This window comes from Gracilimonas sp. B-17 (genome assembly GCF_056857935.1).
Map to the genome: position 1 here is coordinate 1,272,081 of NZ_JBSXOA010000012.1, position 25,022 is coordinate 1,297,102.

General features: G+C 41.1%; 24 protein-coding genes. 15 read left to right on the forward strand and 9 right to left on the reverse strand.

The window, feature by feature from the left end; genetic code table 11:
* Nucleotides 1-46: 46 nt before the first annotated feature.
* The gene (locus tag AC13FX_RS13905) at nucleotides 47-805 is read right to left on the reverse strand and encodes a hypothetical protein (RefSeq protein WP_482881455.1); all 759 of its coding nucleotides are present in this window, start codon (nucleotides 803-805) and stop codon (nucleotides 47-49) included.
* A 117-nt stretch (nucleotides 806-922) separates the two neighbouring features.
* On the reverse strand, nucleotides 923-1,555 hold the full coding sequence (locus tag AC13FX_RS13910) for an RNA polymerase sigma factor (RefSeq protein WP_482881456.1): 633 nt from the start codon (nucleotides 1,553-1,555) through the stop codon (nucleotides 923-925).
* Nucleotides 1,556-1,712: 157 nt separating this feature from the next.
* On the opposite strand from AC13FX_RS13910, the gene AC13FX_RS13915 reads away from it, so the two are divergent.
* Entirely contained in the window at nucleotides 1,713-2,204 is a 492-nt protein-coding gene (locus AC13FX_RS13915) for an outer membrane beta-barrel protein (RefSeq protein WP_482881457.1), read from the forward strand.
* A 55-nt stretch (nucleotides 2,205-2,259) separates the two neighbouring features.
* Here the strand turns inward: AC13FX_RS13915 and AC13FX_RS13920 are convergent, their stop codons facing one another.
* Genes AC13FX_RS13920 through AC13FX_RS13945 form a run of 6 tightly spaced genes read right to left on the reverse strand, consistent with a single transcriptional unit; the run spans nucleotide 2,260 to nucleotide 7,516 of the window.
* Nucleotides 2,260-3,186, reverse strand: a complete 927-nt coding sequence (locus AC13FX_RS13920) for a Ppx/GppA phosphatase family protein (protein WP_482881458.1) — start codon at nucleotides 3,184-3,186, stop codon at nucleotides 2,260-2,262.
* The gene (prmA, locus tag AC13FX_RS13925; protein WP_482881459.1) at nucleotides 3,183-4,019 is read right to left on the reverse strand and encodes a 50S ribosomal protein L11 methyltransferase; all 837 of its coding nucleotides are present in this window, start codon (nucleotides 4,017-4,019) and stop codon (nucleotides 3,183-3,185) included. Before prmA ends, AC13FX_RS13920 begins: the two co-directional genes overlap by 4 nt.
* On the reverse strand, nucleotides 4,019-4,981 hold the full coding sequence (locus AC13FX_RS13930) for a M28 family peptidase (protein WP_482881460.1): 963 nt from the start codon (nucleotides 4,979-4,981) through the stop codon (nucleotides 4,019-4,021). The genes prmA and AC13FX_RS13930 overlap by 1 nt, the downstream gene beginning before the upstream one ends.
* Nucleotides 4,974-5,741, reverse strand: coding sequence for an SDR family NAD(P)-dependent oxidoreductase (locus AC13FX_RS13935; protein ID WP_482881461.1), 768 nt, complete (start codon nucleotides 5,739-5,741; stop codon nucleotides 4,974-4,976). Before AC13FX_RS13935 ends, AC13FX_RS13930 begins: the two co-directional genes overlap by 8 nt.
* An 11-nt stretch (nucleotides 5,742-5,752) precedes the next feature.
* A complete protein-coding gene (locus AC13FX_RS13940) occupies nucleotides 5,753-7,279 on the reverse strand; it encodes an amidase family protein (RefSeq protein ID WP_482881462.1) in 1,527 nt (508 codons plus the stop codon).
* 18 nt (nucleotides 7,280-7,297) lie between these two features.
* The gene (locus AC13FX_RS13945; RefSeq protein WP_103664871.1) at nucleotides 7,298-7,516 is read right to left on the reverse strand and encodes a Sec-independent protein translocase subunit TatA/TatB; all 219 of its coding nucleotides are present in this window, start codon (nucleotides 7,514-7,516) and stop codon (nucleotides 7,298-7,300) included.
* A 152-nt stretch (nucleotides 7,517-7,668) separates the two neighbouring features.
* Between AC13FX_RS13945 and AC13FX_RS13950 the strand changes: the two genes are divergently transcribed.
* The 4 genes from AC13FX_RS13950 (at nucleotide 7,669) to rlmD (ending at nucleotide 12,395) form a co-directional block, all read left to right on the forward strand.
* Nucleotides 7,669-7,923, forward strand: coding sequence for a DUF2795 domain-containing protein (locus AC13FX_RS13950; RefSeq protein ID WP_020402200.1), 255 nt, complete (start codon nucleotides 7,669-7,671; stop codon nucleotides 7,921-7,923).
* Between the two features lie 84 nt (nucleotides 7,924-8,007).
* A complete protein-coding gene (locus AC13FX_RS13955; protein ID WP_482881464.1) occupies nucleotides 8,008-10,416 on the forward strand; it encodes a BamA/TamA family outer membrane protein in 2,409 nt (802 codons plus the stop codon).
* 17 nt (nucleotides 10,417-10,433) lie between these two features.
* On the forward strand, nucleotides 10,434-10,982 hold the full coding sequence (locus tag AC13FX_RS13960) for a cyclic nucleotide-binding domain-containing protein (RefSeq protein WP_482881466.1): 549 nt from the start codon (nucleotides 10,434-10,436) through the stop codon (nucleotides 10,980-10,982).
* Between the two features lie 3 nt (nucleotides 10,983-10,985).
* On the forward strand, nucleotides 10,986-12,395 hold the full coding sequence (gene rlmD, locus AC13FX_RS13965) for a 23S rRNA (uracil(1939)-C(5))-methyltransferase RlmD (RefSeq protein ID WP_482881468.1): 1,410 nt from the start codon (nucleotides 10,986-10,988) through the stop codon (nucleotides 12,393-12,395).
* Here rlmD and AC13FX_RS13970 read toward each other — a convergent pair.
* Complete coding sequence (locus AC13FX_RS13970; protein WP_482881469.1) at nucleotides 12,392-13,198, reverse strand: UbiA prenyltransferase family protein; 807 nt, start codon at nucleotides 13,196-13,198, stop codon at nucleotides 12,392-12,394. The genes rlmD and AC13FX_RS13970 overlap by 4 nt on opposite strands.
* Before the next feature lie 143 nt (nucleotides 13,199-13,341).
* On the opposite strand from AC13FX_RS13970, the gene AC13FX_RS13975 reads away from it, so the two are divergent.
* From AC13FX_RS13975 to AC13FX_RS14020, 10 genes are all read left to right on the forward strand, one after another.
* Nucleotides 13,342-14,604, forward strand: a complete 1,263-nt coding sequence (locus AC13FX_RS13975) for a GNAT family N-acetyltransferase (RefSeq protein ID WP_482881470.1) — start codon at nucleotides 13,342-13,344, stop codon at nucleotides 14,602-14,604.
* Nucleotides 14,605-14,735: 131 nt separating this feature from the next.
* Entirely contained in the window at nucleotides 14,736-17,063 is a 2,328-nt protein-coding gene (locus AC13FX_RS13980; RefSeq protein WP_482881472.1) for a S9 family peptidase, read from the forward strand.
* Nucleotides 17,064-18,299: 1,236 nt separating this feature from the next.
* The gene (locus AC13FX_RS13985; RefSeq protein ID WP_482881473.1) at nucleotides 18,300-20,723 is read left to right on the forward strand and encodes a hypothetical protein; all 2,424 of its coding nucleotides are present in this window, start codon (nucleotides 18,300-18,302) and stop codon (nucleotides 20,721-20,723) included.
* A gap of 1 nt (nucleotide 20,724) precedes the next feature.
* The gene (locus AC13FX_RS13990) at nucleotides 20,725-21,054 is read left to right on the forward strand and encodes a hypothetical protein (protein WP_482881474.1); all 330 of its coding nucleotides are present in this window, start codon (nucleotides 20,725-20,727) and stop codon (nucleotides 21,052-21,054) included.
* 111 nt (nucleotides 21,055-21,165) lie between these two features.
* Nucleotides 21,166-21,486 carry a hypothetical protein gene (locus AC13FX_RS13995; RefSeq protein ID WP_482881475.1) on the forward strand — a complete coding sequence of 107 codons (321 nt, stop codon included), beginning with the start codon at nucleotides 21,166-21,168 and terminating at the stop codon, nucleotides 21,484-21,486.
* Between the two features lie 117 nt (nucleotides 21,487-21,603).
* The gene (locus AC13FX_RS14000; protein ID WP_482881477.1) at nucleotides 21,604-22,125 is read left to right on the forward strand and encodes a DUF2569 domain-containing protein; all 522 of its coding nucleotides are present in this window, start codon (nucleotides 21,604-21,606) and stop codon (nucleotides 22,123-22,125) included.
* A 103-nt stretch (nucleotides 22,126-22,228) separates the two neighbouring features.
* Nucleotides 22,229-22,708, forward strand: coding sequence for a hypothetical protein (locus tag AC13FX_RS14005; protein ID WP_482881478.1), 480 nt, complete (start codon nucleotides 22,229-22,231; stop codon nucleotides 22,706-22,708).
* A 102-nt stretch (nucleotides 22,709-22,810) separates the two neighbouring features.
* Nucleotides 22,811-23,230 (forward strand): hypothetical protein, encoded by a 420-nt coding sequence (locus tag AC13FX_RS14010; RefSeq protein ID WP_482881479.1) that lies wholly within the window; start codon nucleotides 22,811-22,813, stop codon nucleotides 23,228-23,230.
* A 224-nt stretch (nucleotides 23,231-23,454) separates the two neighbouring features.
* Entirely contained in the window at nucleotides 23,455-24,207 is a 753-nt protein-coding gene (locus AC13FX_RS14015) for a hypothetical protein (protein WP_482881481.1), read from the forward strand.
* A 116-nt stretch (nucleotides 24,208-24,323) separates the two neighbouring features.
* The gene (locus AC13FX_RS14020; RefSeq protein ID WP_482881483.1) at nucleotides 24,324-24,968 is read left to right on the forward strand and encodes a hypothetical protein; all 645 of its coding nucleotides are present in this window, start codon (nucleotides 24,324-24,326) and stop codon (nucleotides 24,966-24,968) included.
* Nucleotides 24,969-25,022: the final 54 nt, after the last annotated feature.

The following is a 25,022-nucleotide window of genomic DNA, read 5'->3' on the forward strand; positions in this document are numbered from 1 at the left end:
TTTAAGTCATTTAAAAAGTTTATTTTAATAGAACAACTAAATCAGATCAGGCGCCACAACTCACGTCCTGAAACTGACTATCCCAGCAGTAACGGTTATTTGGGTCATCACCTATCTGATAATATCCTGTTTCAGTGGCACTATCCCAATGGACCAGTATAGTTTCAGTACCGTATACATAGGTTATATCAAAGGAAGTACTGTTTTGCGTAAAGGTATAGAACTCTTCTCCCTGAACACCTTCATCATAGAAATAGGCAGTCAATTCATATTGGTCATCTCCGTTTCTCTCCCACTCGGATATCATGAAAGGTTCTTCAGAGTTAGTATCCGGATTCAGGGAATTGAAGGTCCAGTTTCCGGATGAACCGTCTTTGGCGGTGTTTCCTTCCACCATGGTATAGTTCTCAAACGAGTTGCCCTGACCATCATCAAAAGACCAGTTCATCTCCCATCTTATTGAATCAACTAATTCTTGTGCCGTCAACTCAATTGAGACAGATTGTCCTTCAAACGCATAAGAGTAGGTCCATGTCCAAACTCCGTCATTGAATTCAGCTCCATTTGTACTGGCCGAACTAAAGAATGAACCATAGATCTGACTGAATTGTCCGAACATAGCAAGCCCCAGGGCATAAGATTTCCCTTCATAGAAATTATCTGTGGTCTGGATCTTGGGATTATTATCCATAAAATAGGAAAGATCAGGTTCTATCTCCTGGAATTGCGGTAAAGCTGGAGGGTCTCCTTCCATTCCGGAAACGGGATCATCACTGCCGCAGGATGTCCAGACAAATAAGGACATTATAAAAATAGCTGAAAACAGTCTTAGGCTATAGTTTTTCATATTAAAATTGGTTTTTGATTAAAAGTTGTACCCTTATATGCGAAAAAATAAATAAAACAGGCTCAGATAAAGTTTTTAAATTTTATCTCTCTTATCAATGAGTGCTTTGTATAATAACTCACGAGCCCTGAAAATATGAGCTTTTACAGTCCCTAATGGCAGATCCAGTATCTCTGCGATCTCCTGGTAGGTTTTCTCTTCCATATGCCGCATTTCGATCACAAGCCGATATTTTTCAGGAAGATCATCGATGGCCTCCTGTACAATAGCCTTTCGCTCTTTCTTCATCACCGGTTGATCTGTAGAAAAGCTTTCATCCGGCAGCTGCATTTCCATATCACCATCCTTGGTTTTATAGGGCTGATCTATGGACAATGTCTGAAGTTTTTTCTTTCTCAGATAATCGATGGTATGGTTTGTCGCGATTCTGTAGATCCACGTTGAGAAGGCATACTCATTGCTGTAGGAATTGAGATTATGAAACGCTTTCATAAAGACCTCCTGAACAAGATCATCAACCAGTTCAACCTCTTTTATCATTTTCCGGATATGGAAATAGAGCGGTTTCTGATACTTATCTACAAGTTTGCTGTAGGAGTCTTCCCTGCCTGCCAGAGCTTCACTGACTAAAGCATCATCCTCCAGACTACTGGCAGAGGCATTTTTTCGCGGTGAGTTATTTTCTAATTCTGAGTTTTCTTCTGACATATCTGAATTAATTCAGCCCTTAAAATACAAACACTACAATAAATGAAAATGATTTTTTTAAGTATAATTTTAAATATGAACCTTTTTTAGTACACTTTACGCATTAATAGTTGAAGCAGAAATGTATCAACTACAATTTGAACAAAATTAACTACTCATGAAAAAATTAACTACTTCTATATTCTTGGTTCTTTTCTCAATTTTGGCTGTAGAAAGCGCACAGGCTCAATTCAAAGCCGGTGTCGGCCTAATGTATGGTTCCGAGGTTGAACAGCTTGGAATTCGAGTTGACGGGGTCTACACGATCAACGAACAATTCAGGGGTGTTGCTGATTTTGGCTATTATTTTCCCGAAGATGTGAATGGTGGCAACATCAATTACTGGGAACTTAACATTAACGGAAACTATATGTTCTTTTCTGATCCTGACCAGGGATTGAATGCGTATGCGTTGGCCGGTTTGAACTTCTTTAATGCATCTGTTGAGATCGATGGATTTGGAAGCAGTTCAAATAATGAAACAGGACTGAATTTAGGAGCAGGTCTGGAATATAATTTAGATTTTGCTGAACTCTTTGCTGAAGCAAAATTTGTGATCAGTGATGCTGATCAGCTGAATATTGGTGCCGGACTTCGATTTCCGTTCTAGTATTTAACTGTTATCAGGACTCTAAAAAGCGTTGCTTAATGAAAGTAACGCTTTTTTATTTTGTATTTAAAATGGCCCCATGTCGGATACCACCGGTTGAGACCGTCAGCTCTTTTCGTTCGAATCGTTCCATAAACCCATCCAGGATCAACAATCCTGCCAAAAAGATATCAACCCTTCCCTTCAGAATGTTTGGATAAGATCTCAGCATCTCATCTGAAGGCCGGTCAATAAATTTTCCTATCACTTCCCGGAGCTCATCCCGGTAAATGATCACGTCGTTCATTTCTGATGGATCATAAGCATCCAGTTCCATGATTATTGCAGCCAGTGACGTAACGGTACCTGCTACCCCTACGGCTTTAAAATAGGAATTGTTATGGAAGAACCGGTTCCTGAATGTTGTCTTAATGATCGCACGACAGGACTCAATTTCCTTTTCCATCGGGGGATCATTTTTTAAAAAGCGTTCTGTAAAACGAACAGACCCCATATCGAATGAATATTTATCGATTAGATATTGATCTCTGACATGTGCGACCTCTGTACTTCCTCCACCAATATCCAGAATAAGATATTCACCCCTTCCATTCTTTGGTTTCTCGATCATGGATAAGGCACCGGCTGCCGTCCATTTAGCCTCCTCCTTTCCAGATAGCAACCGAATTTCGTACCCGGTCTCTTCCCTGACCTTTTGAATGAATTCATCCCGATTGTAAGCATCCCTGACAGCACTGGTGGCTGTTACAACCGGTTGACCGGCTTCAGGGTAAGATTCTTTAAGCAAGGTCTTATATTCCAGCAATACATCGATCACTCTCCCGGTAGAAGCTTCGTTGATCACCTTTTGTGCATCCACACCCTTGCCCAGCCTGGGCAGTCTCTGAACTTCGTGTACAGGCTCTATGATTCCTTTTTTCTTCTTCTCAGCCACCAAAAGAAGAACTGAATTTGTTCCGATATCAATTGCAGATCTCATCATTTTGAAAACAGAATTGCGATCCACTCTCCGTGTTGACGAGTACCAACGTATCTAAGGCGGCTTACAGAATCGAGACTTCGAATAGCCTCTTCATCCTCTTCGAGTAATCCGGAAAGCAGGATCTTTCCATTAACTGATAAGCGAGTTACCAGTTCAGGCAATAACTCAATCAAAGCATTACGATTAATATTAGCCAGGATGAGATCATAGTTTTCACCCTTTGGGATAACCTCAGTTGAACCGAGTTTGACTTCAAAATTATCTACTTCATTCAGCAGAATATTTTCTTTGGCATTGGTCTCACTCCATTCATCAATATCAAATCCAAATGCACTCTGAGCTCCGAGTTTCAGGGCAGCGATCGCTAAAATACCAGTTCCGGTCCCGGCATCCAGAACCTTATCATTATTTGAGACTACCTCGGGCAGCCATTCAAGCATGACCCTTGTTGTAGCATGATATCCTGTTCCAAATGCCATCTTAGGATCTATCAGCAGGTCGATCTTATCTCCCAGATCCCCATCAAAACTTTTCCATGTGGGATGAACGTAAAACTTACCGATGGTTTGCGGCTGTATGGTACGCTCCCATTCCTCATTCCAATTCTGTGGACCGATCACTGTTTCTGACAGAATAGATGATTCCACTCCAAGAGCCATGACAATTCTCTCGATCTCTTCTCTCTTGGAGTCATCAAAACGGGTAGCGGGAATAGTAGCAATAAGCAGATCATCATCTTGTTCGAATCCCTCAAAATCCCTTTCAAATAGCTCAGCGATCAGTAATTCATGAAAATCATCTTTGACTGAGATACGGAGTTCAATATAATCCATTACAATCTATTGTAAATTAGTTCTGCCATGACATCACCGACCGCCTGCAGAGTTTCTTTGCTAATGATATCCATATCATCAGCTTGAGTATGCCAGTACGGTGGAAATTCAGCTACCCCATTACTTTTACGGTAATGATGTATGATATTAATAATGGGAATTCCGGCTTGTTCATTCACTATCACATGATCATCTGAAACAGCAGCCCCTTGTTCATTGAGAAAGAGTTCTCCATACCCCTTTTCTGCGGCAATATTCCATACCTCGTTTACAAGATTTGGGGCATAATTGACTGAGTATTGTTCTTTGGGAAACTGTGCCACGATTCCACCTACCATGTCCAGTAATATACCAAAGCGCGGGTTGTATCCGGGAACCGGTGGGTTTTGAGACCAATAACGTGAACCAAGGAAATAACGGGCAAGATCACCTGACTCACCATAGTCTTCTCCGTCAAACAATACTATATCAACCCCAACGGGTGGCGGGTTATCCCTGAACATTCTTGCCAGTTCAAGTAAGACCCCAACACCACTGGCTCCATCATCAGCTCCTAATATGGGGTTCTCAGTATCCGTTGAATCCATATCTGCCCGTGGCCTGCTGTCCCAGTGCGCACTGATCATGATACGGTCAGGTGAACTCAGGTTGAATGCTGCGATCACATTTCCGAGACTCAGGGTTTCATCATAACCTTCTGCTTCAAATCGCTGAACATAAACAGCATTGTTACCCGCATATGATCTTAGCTTTTCCTGAAAATAATTCAGTGCTTTTTGATGAGCTTCTGAATTTGGAACCCTTGGCCCCATTTCAACCTGTTCATTTACAAAATGGTAGGCGGAATCAACATCAAATGCCGGAACTTCCCTTCCCTTTTCTGTAAAGGAAAGACCCGTATTCTTTTCTTCACTACATCCACTGAGGATCAGAACAAATAGCAGGTATAACCACTTATTCATCCCGGTGTACCATGGTGGATGAAGATTGATCGACCGGAAATACAATGGTATCCATGATGTTCACATGATCTGGGCGGTTTGCGATAAAAAGTATGATCTCGGCAATATCCTGAGCCACTAATGGCTGCATCCCTTTATAAACCATATCCGCTTTCTCTTTGTCCCCACGGAAACGCACCTCACTGAATTCCGTTTCCACAAGACCGGGAGACACCATACTGACTCTCACTTTTGTCCCATGGAGGTCTTTCTTGGTCGCTTCAGTAATTGCTTTAACAGCATGTTTTGTGGCAGTATAGACCACACCACCGGGATACGATTCATGTCCCGCGATGGATCCCACGTTTATGATATGTCCTGCATTACGATCTTTCATTTTGGCAGATATCAGCTTAGACAAATACAACAAACCTTTGATGTTGGTATCGATCATAGCATCCCAGTCATCAAAAGAAGCCGAATACACTGGATCAGTTCCTTTTGCCATCCCGGCGTTGTTCACTAAAATATCAACGGGCTTGTCAATGGATTCTACAAATTTGGTGCAGGCATCCGGATCTTGAATATCAAATGCAGAAACAGTGACTGTCACTCCGTATCTGTCTTCCAGATCTTCCTTAAGCCGAAGCAGCTTTTCTTCTCTCCTTCCGGTCACGTACAGATCGACACCGGATTTAGCCATCTGAATAGCAGTGCTCATCCCTATTCCGGCGGTTGCACCTGTAATGATCGCTGTCTTTCCCTGTAGTCGATTCATCATGTGATCTAAACTTATTTTGTGTGAAGTTCTGCCAGTCGACCGGCATTAATAACTTTTTCTTCTTGAAAACTATCGGCCATGAACTGAATCCCGTAAGGCATGCCATCACTATGGGTCCCGGCTGGAACACTGATCCCGCAAATACCGGCAAGATTGGCTGTGATCGTGTAAACATCGTTCAGATACATTTGTACCGGATCATCCAGTTTATCACCGATATCAAATGCGGTGGTTGGAGCTGTTGGACTCACAATAACATCTACCTTTTCAAAAGCTTTTTTATAATCATCCTGAATGAGTCTCCGAACTCTCTGGGCTTTCCCATAATAAGCATCGTAATACCCTGAGCTGAGAACGTAGGTCCCAAGCATGATCCTTCGTTTTACCTCTTGTCCGAATCCTTCGGTCCTGGATTTCTTATAGAGACGTATCAGTGCTGAATCCATTTTTGCCAGTTTTTGCTGAATGGCGATCTTTTCCTCACCGGAAGCTAATTCGAACTGTTCCTTCAGGGCTAATTCTTCTTTCTTCAATTCATCCAGTACCTCTTCCTTATCCGCACGATGGCCATATCTGATGCCATCATAGCGGGCCAGGTTACTCGAGGCTTCAGCGGTTGCCAAAATGTAATAAGTGGCAATGCCATATTTGGTATGAGGAAGGTTAATAGGTACCAATTCAGCACCGTCGGCTTCCAGTTTACCCAATAAGCTATCAATGCCTTCCTTGATCTCAGGATCCAGCCCATCACCAAAAAACTCTTCCGGTACTCCGATCTTTATATTCTTATTTGGGGTCAGTGCTGCTTCCACATAATTTCCGGTCTCAGTCTGAGAAGAGGTATTATCCTTTTCGTCAAAACCTGCGATCACTTCGAGGATCCTGGCAGTATCTTCAACTGAATGCGCTAAAGGGCCGATACAATCGAATGATGACGCAAAAGCCACCAGTCCATAACGTGAGACACGACCATAAGTTGGTTTCAGTCCAACAACTCCGCAGTAAGAAGCCGGTTGCCGAATGGAGCCGCCGGTATCAGAACCCAATGTGGCCATAGCCATATCAGCGGCAACAGCAGCGGCACTTCCACCTGAAGATCCACCGGGCACCTTATCTGTATTATGGGGATTTTTGACCGGACCGAAGTTGGTATATTCATTGGCTGAGCCCATGGCAAATTCATCCATATTAAGCTTGCCTATAAGTATGGCATCCTCTGCCAATAATCTCTCTATAACTGTTGCATCATACACGCTTTCAAAGTCCTCGAGCATCTTTGACGCACAGGTTAGCTTCTTTCCTCGCTCAGCAATTACATCTTTTATACCCAAAACCACACCGGCAAGCTTACCGGCTTCACCATTTTCGATCTTTTTCTGGATCGATTCTGCCTTCTTTCTGGCCGCCTCAAAATCGGTGGCTACATAGGCATTGATGACCTTATTCTGGGATTCAATTTTTGAGATGTAATGTTCTACAATGTCAAGAAGCTGTACTTCTCCGTTTAAGACTTTTTCGCGAGTCTCTGAAATAGTCATGTAATTCAATTTCTGCTTTTAATTGCTTTTAGAGGTGGTTTCTTCGTGATTAGCAGCGTCATTGATATCTCTGGAACTATCCTCAATTTCCTTTTTGATATCTTTTGAAGCCTGTCTGAATTCCTTGATCCCTTGTCCCAAACCACGGGCCAATTCAGGAATTCGCTTAGCTCCAAATAAAACCAAAACCACTATGGCAATGATTAGAATTTCGGGGGCGCCTAAACTGTTAAACATAAAAATAATCCTCTCAGGATTTAGTTGATGTATTTGTGCGAAGATAACAATATTTTCGGCACGAATTTGGAACAAAAATTTAATTTATTCACTTGTGTTTTATTCACACTTGTGTTTATTACACTCATTCATTCTAAAATAATTACATACATATGATTTGGACTGTAGAATTAGCAGCCGCACTTGATGACGCTCCCTTTCCGGCAACCCGTGAAGAACTGATCGAATGGGCTGAACGAAATGGCCTGCCTAATCAGGTTATTGTGAACCTCGAGGAACTAGAAGAGATCGAACAGGGCGAAGAGCCTGTGTATGAGGGTATCGAAGATATCTGGCCTGATTACATTCGTAAAGAAGACTTCTTCCATAATGAAGAGGACGAAGGTTTCGATTACGACGACGTATAAATGTTAAGCTCCTTCAGCAGAAGTAGCGGTTGCATTTTGTAGCCGGCCTGGTCCGACCTTTGTAACCCCTGACTCTGTAATGCCTTGCAAACATCTGATCCCCGAAATCTCATATCAGCATTTCTGCTGTGTTTTATAACATGGGTTGGAATACTTTACCCGCAAAATACGGTTGCCCAGAACATTGAAACCGATGAAAACACTGAAGATGTTGTCCGCAGGGTTCGTTTTTCGGGTAATGAGGATATCAAAGATCGTACGCTCACTACCCTGGTCCGAACCCGGACCAATCGTGAGTTTTTGAGTATTCCTCAATTTACACCATGGTATACCATTTGGAAGATCTCAGGAGGGCGTTTCGGGGAAGAACCAGCCTATCTGGATCGCCAGGCTGTGGCTAACGACATGGAACGGATCACTCTTTATTATGAATCTCTGGGATATTTTGATGTATCGGTGGATACCACGATCGTGGAATACCGTACAGACAAGATCGAAGTTTCCTTTATCATTGAGGAAGGACCGCAATACCGGATCAACTCTGTCACTTACAGTGGGTTTCCGGGATTTACTGAACCCAACAAACGGTTTGAGTTTCTGCAAGGCGGTCCCTTTACCCGGGGAAGGATCAACGATACCACTTTCACCGTGAACCGATCCTATAGTTCGCAATCGCTTAGTAATGAGCAGCAGCGTATCATCACCTTCCTGAAGAACAATGGGTATGCCTCGGTTCAGCGTGACTCGGTCATAGCTTTGGTAAAAGAGGATACCACAGCCTCCCATTCCCTTGACATCATGTATCGCATCAGGCCGGGCAGGCAATATAGATTTGGTGATATCAGAGTCAGTTTAAGTGACACGGAACCGCCCGTCAATTTTGATGAAACCGATACCTTGAGGGGGCCACCCCATACCGTTGATTCATCCTACACTATTTCATTACTCAAGGAATCAGGAGCCCGATCCAAGTTTAAACTGCTTTCGGAACAATTATTATTCAAGCCCGGAGAATTGTACGATCATTCACTGTATCTGGAAACCGTTAACGAATTCCAGAACCTGGGAATGTTATACATTCAGCGGTTTAGCCAGAATGAAGATCAGGTACAACCCGATTTTACCCGTGAGGAAATACCAGCCTACTTCGATCTGCAAACCCTGACCAAACACAGTGTTTCTACCGAATTATTTGGAATGAAACGATACGGCTACGGTACCGGTTTTGGCGTGGATTACACCAATAATAATGTATTTGGCAACGCAGAGAACCTGACGATAGGAGCTAATGCCAGTTTTGAATTTGTGAGCCCTTCAGTTCTTGAGCAGATCGATACGACCGCCACACAGTCTTCGGTATTCAGAAGTTATGAACTCACGGCCGATTACTCCGTACCCCGATTGAATTTTCCATTTTCATTCCTTGATAACAGGCCGGGATTCACCAGTGGTATCACCAGATACCTGTTAAGCTACAGCCGTTCTGATCAGCTGTTGTTTGATGTCAATTCTGATGTGGGTTTCAACATGCGTTATGAGGTCAATCATACCTCTAACTTTTCAAGTTTCCTGGATCTGATAGAACTGGATCTTGTGGATAATAACCCATCCTCTGCCTATATCCGAAACCTTAGGAATGAGTTTGGAACGGACACCTTATCGGATGGCACCATTGTAGATGCTTTTGAACTTCAGCGAATTCTAGAGGATTTCAATCCCCAGATATCCTCCACCATCCGCTATACTTTCAGAAGCCAGAATACGGACCTGATAAAAAGAAATCGTGGTTATTACAGTGAATATTCGGTCGCTGTTGGCGGTAACATCCCCTATCTGATCGATAATTACCTGACCACACCCGGTACTCTCGAGGGCAACCTCCCCTCCCTGTTTGGATTAAGTGAAAACAGCCTTAGCTACAGCCGATACGTCAAACTTTCTGCCGATTACCGTAAATACTATCCAATTTCTGTGGATGGCGTATTTGCCTGGCGTTTATTTGGTGGAATTGCTCACCCTTACGGTAGTTCCACTTCAATCCCCCTGAACCGGAGGTTCTTTGCAGGAGGAAGTAATGACATTCGCGGTTGGGCTCCTTTTCAGCTTGGCCCCGGCGATATTTCAACAGAAAATGTGAATATCCCCGGCGGTGAAATAAAACTCGCTGCATTTACCGAGATCAGACAGCCTTTTATCAGGAATTTCCTGGGAGCCAACTGGTTTGCTGCCCTTTTCGCGGATGCCGGAAATATATGGTATGGCCCCCGAAACGACTTCAGGGATGAAAACAACCAGGATAGGCTCGAACAGGGTCGATTCCGTTTTGATAACTTCTACAACCAGATCGCCGTTGCAGGTGGTCCCGGGCTTCGCCTCGACTGGGAATATGTAGTGGTTCGGTTTGATTTTGCCTTCCGCCTGCACGACCTTCAGTCTGGTTGGTTAAATAATAAGCAAGTATATTTTAACTTCGGTATTGGTCACTCCTTCTAAACTCAATCCCTGACGCTATGTTCGACAAACTCAAAAGGCTGAAAGATCAGTCTAACATTGTTTTCAAGTCAAAATTCCTGGCGAATCTCAATCCGGCAGAGCGCTATGAATTTCTACAGTTATGCCACCGAAGAAGCTATAAGGAAGGAGAATATGTGTTTTATAAAAATGACCCCGGCACAGGCATGTATTTCATTGAAGACGGGATCATAGAGCTAACGGTAGGTGAACCGGAAGATAGTTCCGCAGAAGATAAACCAAATTGCCTTGAACTGACCTCTCCTGATAGCTTTGGTGCTCTTTCCATCGGCTACAATCTAAGAAGAAAGACATCAGCACGGTGTGTAACAGATTGCGAACTCCTTGGTTTTTTTAAACCTGATTTTGAAGTTCTCAGAGACCGTCATCCCAAGATCGCCGTTAAATTCCTGCAAACACTTACCAATAAAGCCCTCAAGCAGCTTCAGGTGACAACAAGAAAACTGTCTGAGGTCGCAGACGAACAAACAGCACTTAATTTACAAATTCAATCCTATTACGAAGATACTTCAGAGGAATCCGTTTAATTTATGGCACTAAAGAAAGGTCAGGAAGTAGAATTAAATATCATTGACGCAGCTTTTAAGGGCAAGGGATTAGCCAAGGTAGATGGTCTGGCCGTATTTGTTCCCGGCACTACCCCGGGCGACAAGGTTCGAGCCCGTATCATCAAAAAGAAAAAGAAACACCGGGAAGCCAAGCTTTTGGAGATCCTTGAGCCGAGCGAGCATCGTATTGACCCAAAGTGCAGGCATGCCAATGTATGTGGAGGCTGCAGCTGGCAGCACATCCCCTATTCAAAGCAGGTTGAATACAAGGGGCAGCAGGTCAGGGATCATATCACCCGTATTGGCCACATGGACGGTGACATCGTGAAACAAGCCATTGCGTCCGATCAGGAGTTCTACTACCGGAATAAGATGGAATACAGTATCAGTTCACGGCGCTGGCTTACTGAAGAAGAGATCAAGAGTGATGAATACGTAGATGATTCTGCGTTTGCAGCCGGTCTTCACGCCCCCGGTCGCTTTGATAAGATCCTGAACCTGAAGGAATGTCATCTGCAGGTGCCTGAATCATTTCAAATACTGGATTTCATTAGAAATTATTGCATTGAACAGGGCATAGAACCCTATGATACCCTTGAGAATACCGGATTCATGAGACATATCATGATCCGGAACTCCCATTACACGGACGATTTCATGGTCAATCTGGTGACCTATCAAGATGATCAGTCGTTAATGGAAAAGCTGAAGGACGCCCTGTTGAAGGAGTTTCCATTTATCACAACAGTGGTCAACAATGTGAATGATACCAAAAGCCCAACTGCTGCCGGCCGATATGAGAAAGTGTTGTATGGACCGGGTTTCATTGTAGATAAGATCGGTGAGTTCTCCTTCAAGATCCATCCGAATGCCTTTTTCCAGACCAATACGGCACAGGCTGAAAAGTTATATGATGTGGCCAAAGACTTTGCTGAGATCAAGGACAATGATATTGTTTATGACCTTTACTGTGGAGTTGGCACACTTAGTTTGTATATGAGCCGAAAAGCCAAACACGTACTTGGCATCGAACTGGTGGATGTAGCAGTTGAAAATGCACGCTTCAACGCAAAGGAAAATGAAGTGGATAATGTCTCCTTTATCAAAGGTGATATGAAGGACGTGTTTACACAGGAAATTGTGGAAGAGTATGGAGCCCCGAATGTATTGATCACAGATCCGCCCAGGGCCGGTATGCACCCTGATGTGGTTAAACGACTCTGTGAGCTCAAAGTGCCGCGCATTGTATACGTAAGCTGTAACAGCTCAACCATGGCCAGAGACCTTAAGGAACTTAAGGAAGTATACGATATCGAGGTAGTGCAGCCTGTGGATATGTTCCCTCAGACCTATCACATAGAAGCTGTGGCCAAACTTACGCTAAAGAATTAAAGGCGGTTAAAAAGGAAGAGTCCATACCAGACTACCGGAATACTTTCAACCCAAAAAGAAGCATAATAGGTATGCTGCTCTTCTTTGGCTTTCCAGATCGCCCAAAGAGTGATCACTGCGATCAAAGCAGTTTGGGAGAGTTCAAGTTCAGTTATGACCGGATTCAGGAACTGCAATGACAAGAATACCAACAGCAATCCTGAACCAAGCAACCTGCTTTCCCTGACACCTAACACCTGAGGTAAAGTACCAAGCTCCGGTTCATCGAATTTCAGGTCTCTGATCTCAAAAGGGATCGTCAATGCGATCACGAAAGCGAACCTTGAAACCATTTCAATGATCGCAGCCGGCTGTACCACATTCACCGAATGTATGAGCGGTAAGATTACCGTGACCCCTGTCCAAACAGCAGAAATAACAAAGATCTTCCACCCTTTCAGCATCCGCATGTTCCTGCCCTTAAAGACAGGGATTGCATAAATAAGTGTCAGTATTCCAAAACCCATCCCATAATAAATAACGGTATTGGGGAGCTGAAACCCAATATAGATCAACCCTATCAAAGCTACGGTTGTAAATATCCTCAAACCCTTGATGTTGCCGGTGATCGAAAGGTGATGTTTATTCCCTAATCCGGAATATTTAACGAAATTATATCCTACGACCGTACCCAGGAAGACAAAACCAAGAACCCATAGATCAGGAAGCAGTTCGAATTCATCGTAAGTAATGGCGGCGAGTGCTGTTACCGCAAGAGCTACATGTAAACTGCTTTGAATATAGAACCGGAATAATCTTTTCATATATGTACTGCTCTGCTATTTTGACTAATTAAATAAACATTATGATTGGATAGTTCACTTATTTTGGTAATTTAAGCGGCATTGTATAAGTAGTTAATATACAGATAGATGTAATTGATTAATAATAGATACGTCGATTAAGGATGGGGACAGATTCTCTAAATCTCTCAAAAAGGGTACACAGATCAGAGAATGAATTCAAAGATCTGAAAAATTCATGGAACAAACTTGTAGGTATTGCCGGAGCGGATGTTTTTCAGCTTCATGAATGGCAGTATTCCTGGTGGAATGTATTTGGAGCAAATAATGACCTTCATATCATCACCTATTGGCTGGAGGATGAACTTGTAGCAATCCTCCCGTTTTTCATTGAAAATAGAAAGCTAAGCAGGTTAAGGTTTATCAGATCGTTACAGCTGATCGGCTCACATATTACCACAGCCAAAGGAGGAATACTCCCGGTCGATAAAGCTTTTGGCGGTTATCTTGACATCATCGTGCATCCTGATCATGTTTCTGCTATTCAAACAGAGGTATCAAAATTATTTGAAGAGATGAGCCTTTGGGTTGATCAGATCGTTTTGGATGAGGTACCGCAACACAGCCTTCTTGTGCACCTTTCTTCTAACCTGAAAGATCAGGATACATGGTCATTCAAACTGATAAATGCCTCTTCTTGCAGTCATTGCCTGATAGACTCAGACTGGGATCTCTATTTAAGCACCCTAAGCCGGTCAACCCGAAAAAATATCAGGCGGGGCCTTCGAAGTGTCTACGACGACAAGATCTTTGAGATCAAGGAAGCAAAAGACACTTCTGAATTTGAGTATATATTTGACGAGCTGGTCAGGCTGCATCAGGACAGATGGCACCATTGTAACAAACCGGGTATTTTCGCAGACCCAAGACTAAAAGAGTTTTACCGCTCAGCAAGCCTGCAGTTATTCATTACTGGTTCCGCAGCATTGAATTGGGCTGAAAAAGATGGGAAAGTGCTGGCGGTTGAACTTACTTACAAATACAATCACACCATCTACGCGGTTCAAAATGGCTTTGATGATACCTCCGAATACCGTAAATACAGTCCCAGTAATTTGATCATATACGACATTATGAAAAGAGGTATTGAGAATGGATACCTCGTTTTTGACTGGCTCAGAGGCACTGAAAGCTATAAATCGAGTACTGCAAATCTGGTATTTCAAAATCAAAAACTAACTCTTACATCCTGTAAAAGACTTTCCCGATCAAAAATATTTCTTTCCAGCACTTTGGGAGGCATGTTGACCAGATCAAAACATGAACGATTGGTGTTATCGGTTTATAAGGAGAACCACAACATTTGGGGAGGCATTAAAAACTATGTGAAAAGAGTATTTGAAAAAGCCCCTATTATATCCAAATAGATCCCTCAGCTTCAAAATTTCGATACATACTCATTACATTGCATGGCATATACCAAGAATCACACTCTTTTACTTGATAGAAACTTACTATTCTATATATTCGCTCATTGCTAATAATTAAATCAATTTCTATGACATTCAGGATACCACTCTTTTTCTCATCCGTACTGATAGCCTTAACCCTTTTCGGTTGCTCCTTTAGTTCGGAACAGGTCACCGATGATGACTACAAAAGAGCTGAAAGAGCTCTTTCCTCCCATACTTCCGATCTGGTTTATGGAACTATCTCCGGGCAACGCTGGACGGACGATGACATCCTCCTATACCAACACACCATAAAAGAAGGCACAGAGTTTATAAAGGCAGATCCGGCGTCCGGGAACGCAGAACGTGCTTTTGATCATGACCGCCTTGCAAAAGTATTATCCGGTATTCTGGATAAAGACGTGGATCCCCTTAACCTCCCTTTTCGAAGTTTTGATTATACAAACAACGGGGATGCTATCACATTCAGTGCAAATGGTGAGACCTTTGTGTGTAGCCTTATCGACTATGAATGCACCTCCAACGGTGATGCAAGCGGACGAAACTGGAATGAATCAGTTTCCCCGGATGGCAGCAAAGCGGTATTCATCCGTGATAACAACCTATTCATGCGAAACCTTGAAACTGACCGGATCACCCAACTCACCTACGATGGCGAAGAGAATTTTGGATATGCCATCAACAATGCCGGCTGGGTTAAAAGAGATAGCCCGGTGGTATTATGGTCACCTGACTCAAAACGCATTTCCACCTTCAAACAGGATGCACGGGGTGTGGGTGAAATGTACCTGGCTTCAACCAAAGTGGGACACCCGGAACTGGAAGCCTGGAAATATCCCCTTCCGGGCGACAGTCTGATCTTTCGCCTGAACCGTGTGGTGATCAATCTTGAACCTTCACCACAAGTGGTTCCCCTGCAGAAAAGTCCCGACCCACAGCGTTCTACCATCACCGATCATGTGGCTGACTGGTCCGGGAAATTCCTCGATAATGAATGGAGCGCAGATGGCAGTACCCTTGCCTTCGTATCGGTCTCCCGTGATCATCAGGATGCGGAACTCGTTGTAGCTAACCCAAATACCGGCTCCGTCCGATCGGTCTATCGCGAAGAAACCGATACCTTTTTTGAATCCGGTGTGGAAAGTATCAGCTGGAGAATGCTGGAAGACAGTAACGAATTTATCTGGTTCTCACAACGTGACAACTGGGGACATCTGTATCTGTATAACTTGCAAACAGGGCAACTCAAAAATCAGATCACATCAGGGGACTGGACCGTACTTGAGATACTGAGAGTGGATGAAGAAAACCGTACGATTTATTTTACCGGTGGCGGCCGGGATGGCGATAATCCTTATTTCAATTACCTGTATCGCATCAATTTTGATGGATCGGGCATGGAACTTCTAACACCTGAGATCGCTCATCACCAAATAAACATTTCGGGATCAGGAGAATACTTTGTAGATACTTATTCCACACCCAACACCCCTCCCGTTTCTGTCCTGCGTTCGATGGATGGGGAGATCATTACTGAACTGGCGGAGGCCGACATCACCGAGCTGCAGGCTGCCGGTTGGGTTGCACCTGAACCATTTACGGTTAAAGCCCGTGATGGCGAGACCGATCTCTACGGATTAATGTATAAACCATCCAACTTCAATTCATCCAAAACTTATCCCGTATTGAATTACCTGTATCCCGGACCGCAATCAGGCAGTGTGGGCAGCCGTGCATTCCGCGCCTCACGCTCCGACAAGCAGGCCCTGGCCGAGTTGGGCTTTATAGTAGTTGAAGTGGATGCCCAGGGTACGCCCGGCCGATCCAAAGCCTTCCACGATTTCTATTACGGTAATATGGGCGATAACGGCATTCCTGATCAGATCGCCATGATACGGGAATTAGGTACACGTCATTCATGGATGGATACCACAAGGGTTGGCATATTCGGTCATTCCGGTGGTGGATTTGCCTCTACCCGTGCCATTCTGGCCTATCCTGACTTCTATGATGTGGCGGTATCAGGAGCCGGTAACCACGACAACCGTAACTATGCTGATCCATGGGGTGAAAAATGGCAGGGACTGCTGAAAGGCACCAATAATGATGGCGTTACGGATGATCAATCCACTAACTATGACAATCAGGCCAACCAGCTGCTGGCTGATAACCTGAAAGGTAAGCTTCTGCTGACACACGGTACACTCGACAGCAACGTCCCCCCTTACAACACCTTGCTGGTCGTAAATGCCCTTATCGAAGCCAACAAGGATTTCGATATGATTATGTTCCCGAACCGGGGTCACGGCTATTACAGTGAAGATTATATGATGCGCAAGCGATGGGATTACTTCGTGAAGCACCTGAAGAATGTGGATCCGCCTAAACAATTTGAATTCGGGCAACAGGAGTAATTTGGACCGATGACGGAAGACGGTGGACCGGGGATTGGTAATAACGACATGACCAATTCCCCAGGTTGTCATTCTGATCCGCCGGCTGGCGGAGTAGGATCTTCACGAGTATCCCCTTCCTACACGTTGTCGTCCTGAGCGAAGTGGGGTTTGACATAATTTTGAAAAGCCTACCGCGAAGGATCTCACATTCAGACATGATTGCCAGTGCTTACTTTGAGATCCCTCATGTTCTACTAATTGATCCTCCACTACCCGGTACGCACTTGGGATTGTAGATGTTAGATAATTCGTGGACAATGTTGGTTAAGATGAAAGCCCTGAAGGGGTCGTACAGGAACATGTTTAATATTCTGTCCTCGAATTACCTGACATCTACAGGGATGACACCATATTTATTAGATCGGCCTTAGAAAAAAGAGCGTTAAGAAGGTGGCGGAATGAAGCGTTAAGAAAGAAATCATACCGCATGGCACTAAGGTACTGGCAAGCCCAGTGAAGGAGCATTGATTTCTTTTAGTGAAATGAAGTCAACTTTAGCTCATTTTTCGCAGCCGAGAGCTTTTGTTTCTTTTGTCGGTACAAAAGAAAGAGGAAAACGACGAAGGTAAGGTGTTAAACCCTGGGAAAAAGCCTTCAGGTACACAAGCATAGGTTGGGCAAAATGCCTGTAAAGCTTCATGGCCTAAGCTTCGAAATACCATCCAGCCTTTACCTGTTTAAGGGTGAAGCTTCATTATCTCGGCTCCTGATCTCCATGTCCCAGCCTCCCCGCCAGGCAGTCTCGTGGTTTACTAAGCGCCCTTCCCTGACTGGTTCGTACCCGCTATGACAACCCAGGATCACTGTTTACTGATCACTGTACTCTGCAAAACTAGCACACGTGTTTACCTCAAAAAACACACGTGATTTCTTAAACAAACACACGTCTTTTTCCCGAAAAAGACACTACATTTTTTGAACAGTCACGGCACCTACCTCTCTCCTTCGCCTAAAGTCTTAAATTGACTTTACTTCCAAAGATGGTATTTTAGGTAAAATGTTTTTCGGGGTATAAGCGATCAATAATTCGTATTACCTCCAAAAAATACTTAATACGAACATAAGGGGTATAGATTACTTGTTTGTACGGTATCAACTTGTAAGCCCTAAAATTACCTTAGTTCGGATAATATTATGTTATAGAGCATCTAAAAAAGAAAGATCGAACACTACTTAATTTGAAAAATGGTATAAATGGCCAACAAAAAAAAATACTCACATTGGCAAAAAATTGATTTACACATTCATACGGATTGGAGTAAAAAAACCAAGGAAAATGACTATAAAGGTAAGTTTTCAGTCGAAACCCTAAAATCAAAGTTAAAAGTGAATGAAGTGTCCGTATTTTCATTGACAGATCACAATATCATTAACATTGATGCCTATACAGAATATTATGAAGATTATGATTCGAATGAAGATCCATTGCTATTAGTCGGTGTTGAACTTGACATAAATGTTAAAATTGAAGAAAGAGAAAAAATTTACCATTCATTACTCATTTTCAACTTTTCAGATATAGATGGAGCAAAAAGCATTTCGGATCGATTAGAAGTAAAATACTCTGAAAAAGGGTTGGCTGAAAAAGAAAGAGTTTTAAATATAGATGAAGTAGTCGAACTTTTTCCTGAAGATGATTTCTTTTTTATTCCACATGCGGGAAATACTAGAAGCATAGTTAATAGTTATCGGAATAATATAGAAGACGCTCAAAAAATGGTATTGTTAATGCAAAGCGCTTTTGAAAAAGTACCTCAAAAGGCAAGGCATATTTACAATGAAGGATTTGATAAAGTTCTAGAAGAAAAATTTCGCAATAAAAATGACCATGCCTATATAGAGTTTTCCGACAATCATTATATCGAAAACTATCCGTGTGCAAATAAAGGAGAAGATGACAAAGTCCATAGTTTCTACTATGTAAAGGGCGGAAAAAATTTCGAGACGCTTAGACTTGCATTTATTGATCCTCAATCACGAATAAAATCAGAACCAGAATTAGCAAAGTTACACACTACTAACAACTATCTTGATAAAGTTAAAATTACTGATGATGGTTTTCTAAAAGATGGTGAGGTGTCCTTTAGCCCTCACTTAAATGTTTTAGTCGGTGGTCGATCCAGTGGTAAAAGTTTAATGATGTCTTTGATTGGTGATAAAATTGATAGCATTAAAACCAATAGAAAGAAATATGAAAATTTGAATTATGATTGTGCACAACTTAAAACGACCAAAGACACAAACTTTAAGGAAACTGTATCGATATCTAATGATGATATAATCTATTTGGAGCAGGGTTCAATAGTAAGGTATTTCGAAGAAAACAAGCTTTCTGATTTAGCAAAAGAGTCAGATAAATTTGATGAATATTTAGCCGCAAAAGAAAAATTTTCAGAGAAAAGAAAATTTTTAGAGAATAAAGTAGAAGATCTTCTCAATAGCTATGAAAAGTGTTTAGAGCAAGCAGATAAACGATATGTACTACATGAGAGTGATTTAGACCATATTCTCAGTGAAAACTTTGTCTTCATTTGCGATTTGGAACAAATTAAAAAGACTTATGATATTGCAGAATTAATCGGTGAAAGTGTTGCAAACTTCCAAAGATTGATTTCTGATGCTAATTATTTCTTAAGAAATAAACTATTTGAATTAGACGAAGAACAAAAAAAAACCATCACAAAGTTTATTTCATTGGTTAAAGAGAAAGAAAGTCTGTTAATGTCAATGACGGATATCCATGGCAAAAAGATGAAGTTTTTAAATTCAATTGAACAAGTTATCTCTGATGTAAATGGACAATTGAATATTGAGTCACAGCAAAAAAATCAATCATTAAATGATATAAAAAAACTCAAGCAAAGCATCCTCAATAAATTTCGACTTTCCAGAATTTTAAAACAAAATTCTTGTAAAGTTGAAGATTTTGACTTTACAATTGAAGAGTCAATTAAAATCAGTGAAAATGTCAATCTCAACTTAGAGGTTGGTTTTATTGAGGAAAAGAATATTAAGAATTCGATTGGTGAGGGAATTCACGATTTTAAATTTAACGATAGTTTGTATCTGAATTTGTTAGCATTGAGCAATCAAATTTTGACGATTAAAAATTATTCAGACAACTCCTCTGAAAATTTGGATAAGAAGATTCAAAAGGAACTTGAAATTATTTACAATGCACTAAATGATCCGAGAGATTATTTATCCTATGGTAGTGGTGAGACTTCTAAAAATAACAGCCCAGGTTATAATTCAGAAAAATATTTAGAGGTATTACTTAAAAACCCTAAGTCCAAAATAATATTCATAGATCAACCTGAAGATAATTTAGGTAACAAGTTTATTTCTGAAAGATTGGTAACACTAATTAGAAATATCAAATTCAGTAAGCAATTAATTTTGGTCACACATAATCCTTCAATAGTAGTTTATGGTGACGCTGAGAATATTATAATTGCGAGAAATGAAAATAATCGAATTAGCTATTCCCAAGTTGTTTTGGAAAATCAAGAATATCAGAAAGAGATCTGCAAAATATTAGATGGCGGGGAATATATCTTTGACATGAGGTCTAAAAAATACAATATAAACAGACTTATTAGAGGAGGAATTAATTGACATGAATAACGTGACAGTCACTCTTGACGAAGAAAATGAAACAATAAAACTAAGTAGTATTTCCGACACTGTAATATCTATTGACTACTCTGGTGATGTAGATTTTACTGAACTTGTTTCAATGCTTACTAAAAGTATTGAAAATGAAAATGAAATACGCCTGTCAATCCCAGACATTGAAGATGAAAAGCTTAAAATGGTACTACAAACCGTTGATGATATAGTCGAAAACTATAATAAAGCATTAAACGAAGAAATCGATTCAGATATAAATATCCAAGACATTAAAGATAGTTCTAATGACGAACTAGATGATGATCTACCCTTCTAAAGAATAGTTTTATCAATGCTCTATAACAATGGTTTCAACGCGGACTTGGTCGTTTTGCCAATACTGGCCGCGACTTGTAGCAACACATAATATCAAACCAAATAAGAAATCATGTGGAATAAGATATTTAGCATCCTTGTATCGTTTGTTATCATCATCACCATGAACAGCTGTACCGAAGAGCGTAGCGGAGTCATTGATGTGAAATTCACTACTGAATTAACAAAAGGTGATCTTAGTTTGATCAAAGCAGATTTAGCATCACAGAATATTGACCTGACTTATGATCATCTTGAGTTCGATGAAGATGGGACATTAAAAATGATCTCTGCTTCTATCGACTACAATGACGGACACAAAGGTAGCTTTGAGTCAAGGGTACTCAAACCGACGGAAGGCCCTGGTTTCTACAGAGACTTCTCAAAAGAATAACCCTCCGCATCACTGCATAAAAAGCGGACTCGAACGCGGTTCGGGTCGTTAATTTTAATAGCCAGACTCGCCGCTTACACGATGAGTCGTTAGTTAAACCAAATAGGACAATTGAGAATGACTGATAATGATGAATTAAATGGGCTAAGTGGATGGCTAATTTTGGTTGGACTCGGCGTTGTAATAAATCCTATCAGATTGCTTGTTACGCTTATCCCAACATACAAGCCAATTTTTGAAAATGGCACTTGGGAAATGTTAACTACAGAAGGATCCGAAGCTTATACCCCATTTTTTAGTACTTTATTGGTTGGTGAGATCGCATTTAACACTATTATGGTTGCCGCTTCCATCTATCTGATATTTTTGTTCTTTTCTAGGCATTTTCTATTCCCAAAACTATATATAGGCATTGTAGTGGTATCATTGATATTTATACCTCTGGATGCTTGGATTGTTACTAAAGTTTTTCCTGGAGTGCCAATGTTTGATCCAGACACAACAACAGAGTTTTTGAGATCACTTGTAGCTGGTATCATATGGATCCCTTACATGCTTTTTTCTAAAAGAGTCCAAGCGACATTCATAGAAAATATGCCTGTCAAGCAAATGCAGCCGACCGTTGAAAGCATCGGTTGAGTTGAGCGTTATATTGCTTAAAATTCAGTTATGAGATTTATTCACTAACCTCAGATGGGCAATACCAAATGAAGATCAGCAGTTAACTTTAGTAAATAGATAAATGACCAAAGATATCCATAAATGGGACACTGCTGTGGGAAACAATATCTTTATTGTTTTAATGATCATGCCTGTCATGATCTTAATTGGTCCAAAAGAGGTTTCTGCCCAATCATCGTGTAATGATTACTTAGACTTTATGGATAATACTGTTATCGAACTATTTACTTCTGAGCAAGTTCGATCTAGCCGTGAAAGTGCATTTCCATCATTCGGTCATAAGGTAATCGAGTCAGAAATTCGACGTTTGAATTTTCCGCAGGAGCAATCGATCTGTGATGGGGTCCTGAAAGAGATCTATAAAGGCGAACCTGTTAAAGGTCCATCTACCCAACATGCGCTTTATAAAATTAAGGACCATTATTTTATGATCATTTATAAATATTATACTGCCAGTGATGGATCACAATTAATTGAAGATCCGACGGTTGGTGCTTTGTATGATCAACAATTTAATCGCCTTGGCTTTATTGCTATGTAAACTTTATTTACTACTATGATTTATCGCTGGGTTGTTATTTTATATGAATTTTACTAAAATACTTATAAGGGTACTTCAATATATCAATAAACTTTTCTTAATATGAAGCTATTTTCTTTCCTACTTGTCAGTGCAATATTTTTGGCAAATTGCACGAGACCAATAAACCCAGATACTGACGAGCTTTTAGACGGAACATTTACTGCAATTGTTGAAAATGGAAATGATTTTGATGGTGATGCTCTATTTCAAATTGGTATCCCATCAAAAGATGGAAATCAGAACATTTCAGAAGATTCAGTTTTATTCTTAACTCTAAAAACCGGAGAGTTTACAAATGAAAGAGAGATCAATGGTGAAATTACTGAATACACTTTTAATATTGGTTTAACTTTAAATTCACTTTGGAAGACAGACATAAATAGTTTGGAGCTGGGATCAACTTTGATCCAAAATTTATTTATTCAGCCAGTAACTCTCGAATCCCACGGAATCAGATCTGGGACCATTACTATTGATTAAAAAACAAATGATCTTTTAGTTGGGCATTTTGAGCTTATAGCAGTAAATAATCTAAATGATGAATTTGATGTAACCGGAGAATTTCGAGCAATTATTAAAGAATAATTTACAATTATATCATTGTAACCTCGTACCGAAAGTCACAATCCTGTAAGCCCTTTGTGACATGTCTATCTTACCACCTTCTCCACATACATTTACATTTAGGAACACCGTAGATCCATATGAAAAATTCACTAATCATACTCATCTCCTTCCTGGCACTTACCTCTGTTCATGCACAAGAGAGAATCACTGAAATTATTCAATCAAAGGTGGAATTTAGCTGGATCACAGACACGCCAACATTTACTAAGACATCCGCGTCATTTTTTAATAAGCAAAACGTTGATTCATACCATATAGGCGAACTACAGATTAGCGGATTTAACAAACCATTCGCATGGGACTCTGACCTTACAATGCTGGAATTTATCTCATCCCAATTAAAATCATATAAATTATTAACCGGAACAGATGCTGATGAGAATTATCTTGGTCAAAAGATAATCTGGAATAATAATCTCTCTACCATGTTATGGTTCCGGGATGAGATCTACAAGACAAAGCTAAGCCATTGGTATCTCATTGGCAGAAGCGATTGTCGGGGAACAATAAATTTTCCACATATTCAGTTTGAACAAACTCTTCAAGTTAAAAACCCTCGTTTAAATAGGGAAACTGGTCTTTTTATCATTCCTTATGACAGTAGAATCTCATCTATTTCAAAAAATGAGACGGCTCTCAAAACCACCGGAGGAATTACCATTTCAGGCGAAGGTTTTGATCTTGATACGGATGGGATTAATGATGCCTTTATTTACTATGAGACCGTTGACCCTTCTGCAGATCTTCCATCAACCTATAAAAGGTTATTAGTGAATGTTGGAGGTGAGTGGATTTTAAAGTGGCAACATCTGGACGAATCGTGTATATAACCTTGTTTTAATACCTTGCCAAGTTAATTCTGTATAACATAATTATTAAACAGTTTTTTTATCAAACCAGGATCTGTACTGCTGAAATATCTTAATACATTTCATTACTTAACCTAATGCTAAAAAGAGCCTCAATTCTCATCATTCCATTATTTATCCTTTGTACGATCACATTATCGGCACAAGACACGAGCCATGTTTCTGAAAGTGATACATCCGTGAAATACTCCAAACTTGGTTTGTTAAATACCTATGCCCAGGCCGCAGGTGTTGAGATGCTAAGCGATAATGAGTACTCAAACATAAGGCGCTTGAGGCTGTGGATCCCCCTTTCCCACAACATGGCTGCTCGTTTCCTGGATATACATGTTGGGTCCGATCAGATCGATGGAAAGTGGTACGCTTCCTGGGCGAATTCTGAGCCTGAAGATGATTCAAAGCTCAAAACAAAATGGAACTGCATTTCTGACATAAATACTGTTTCTACTGCTTATGGATCAACATCCGGTTGCTTAATTGCCGTGGCAGATCAAGACGAGATCGAAGCCATTCAAGACCACCTTTTACGACCCGGCTTCATTGATCTCCTTCATCAACCTATTGAAGAAAGATCTCAGTTGGATGGGAAAAGCCTCATGGTTGAATGGCTTGACCGGGATGGATACAAATTTGTGAGATTTATGAGTTATCATATTGAAAATCACCCACAAAAAGAGATGATCCAGCAAGCCCGGCAAATTTTAGGAATGTGGCGAAAGTAAACCATTTAGTCACAGTAGACAACAAGTCATTAATTCCGTACAGCTAAATTATTA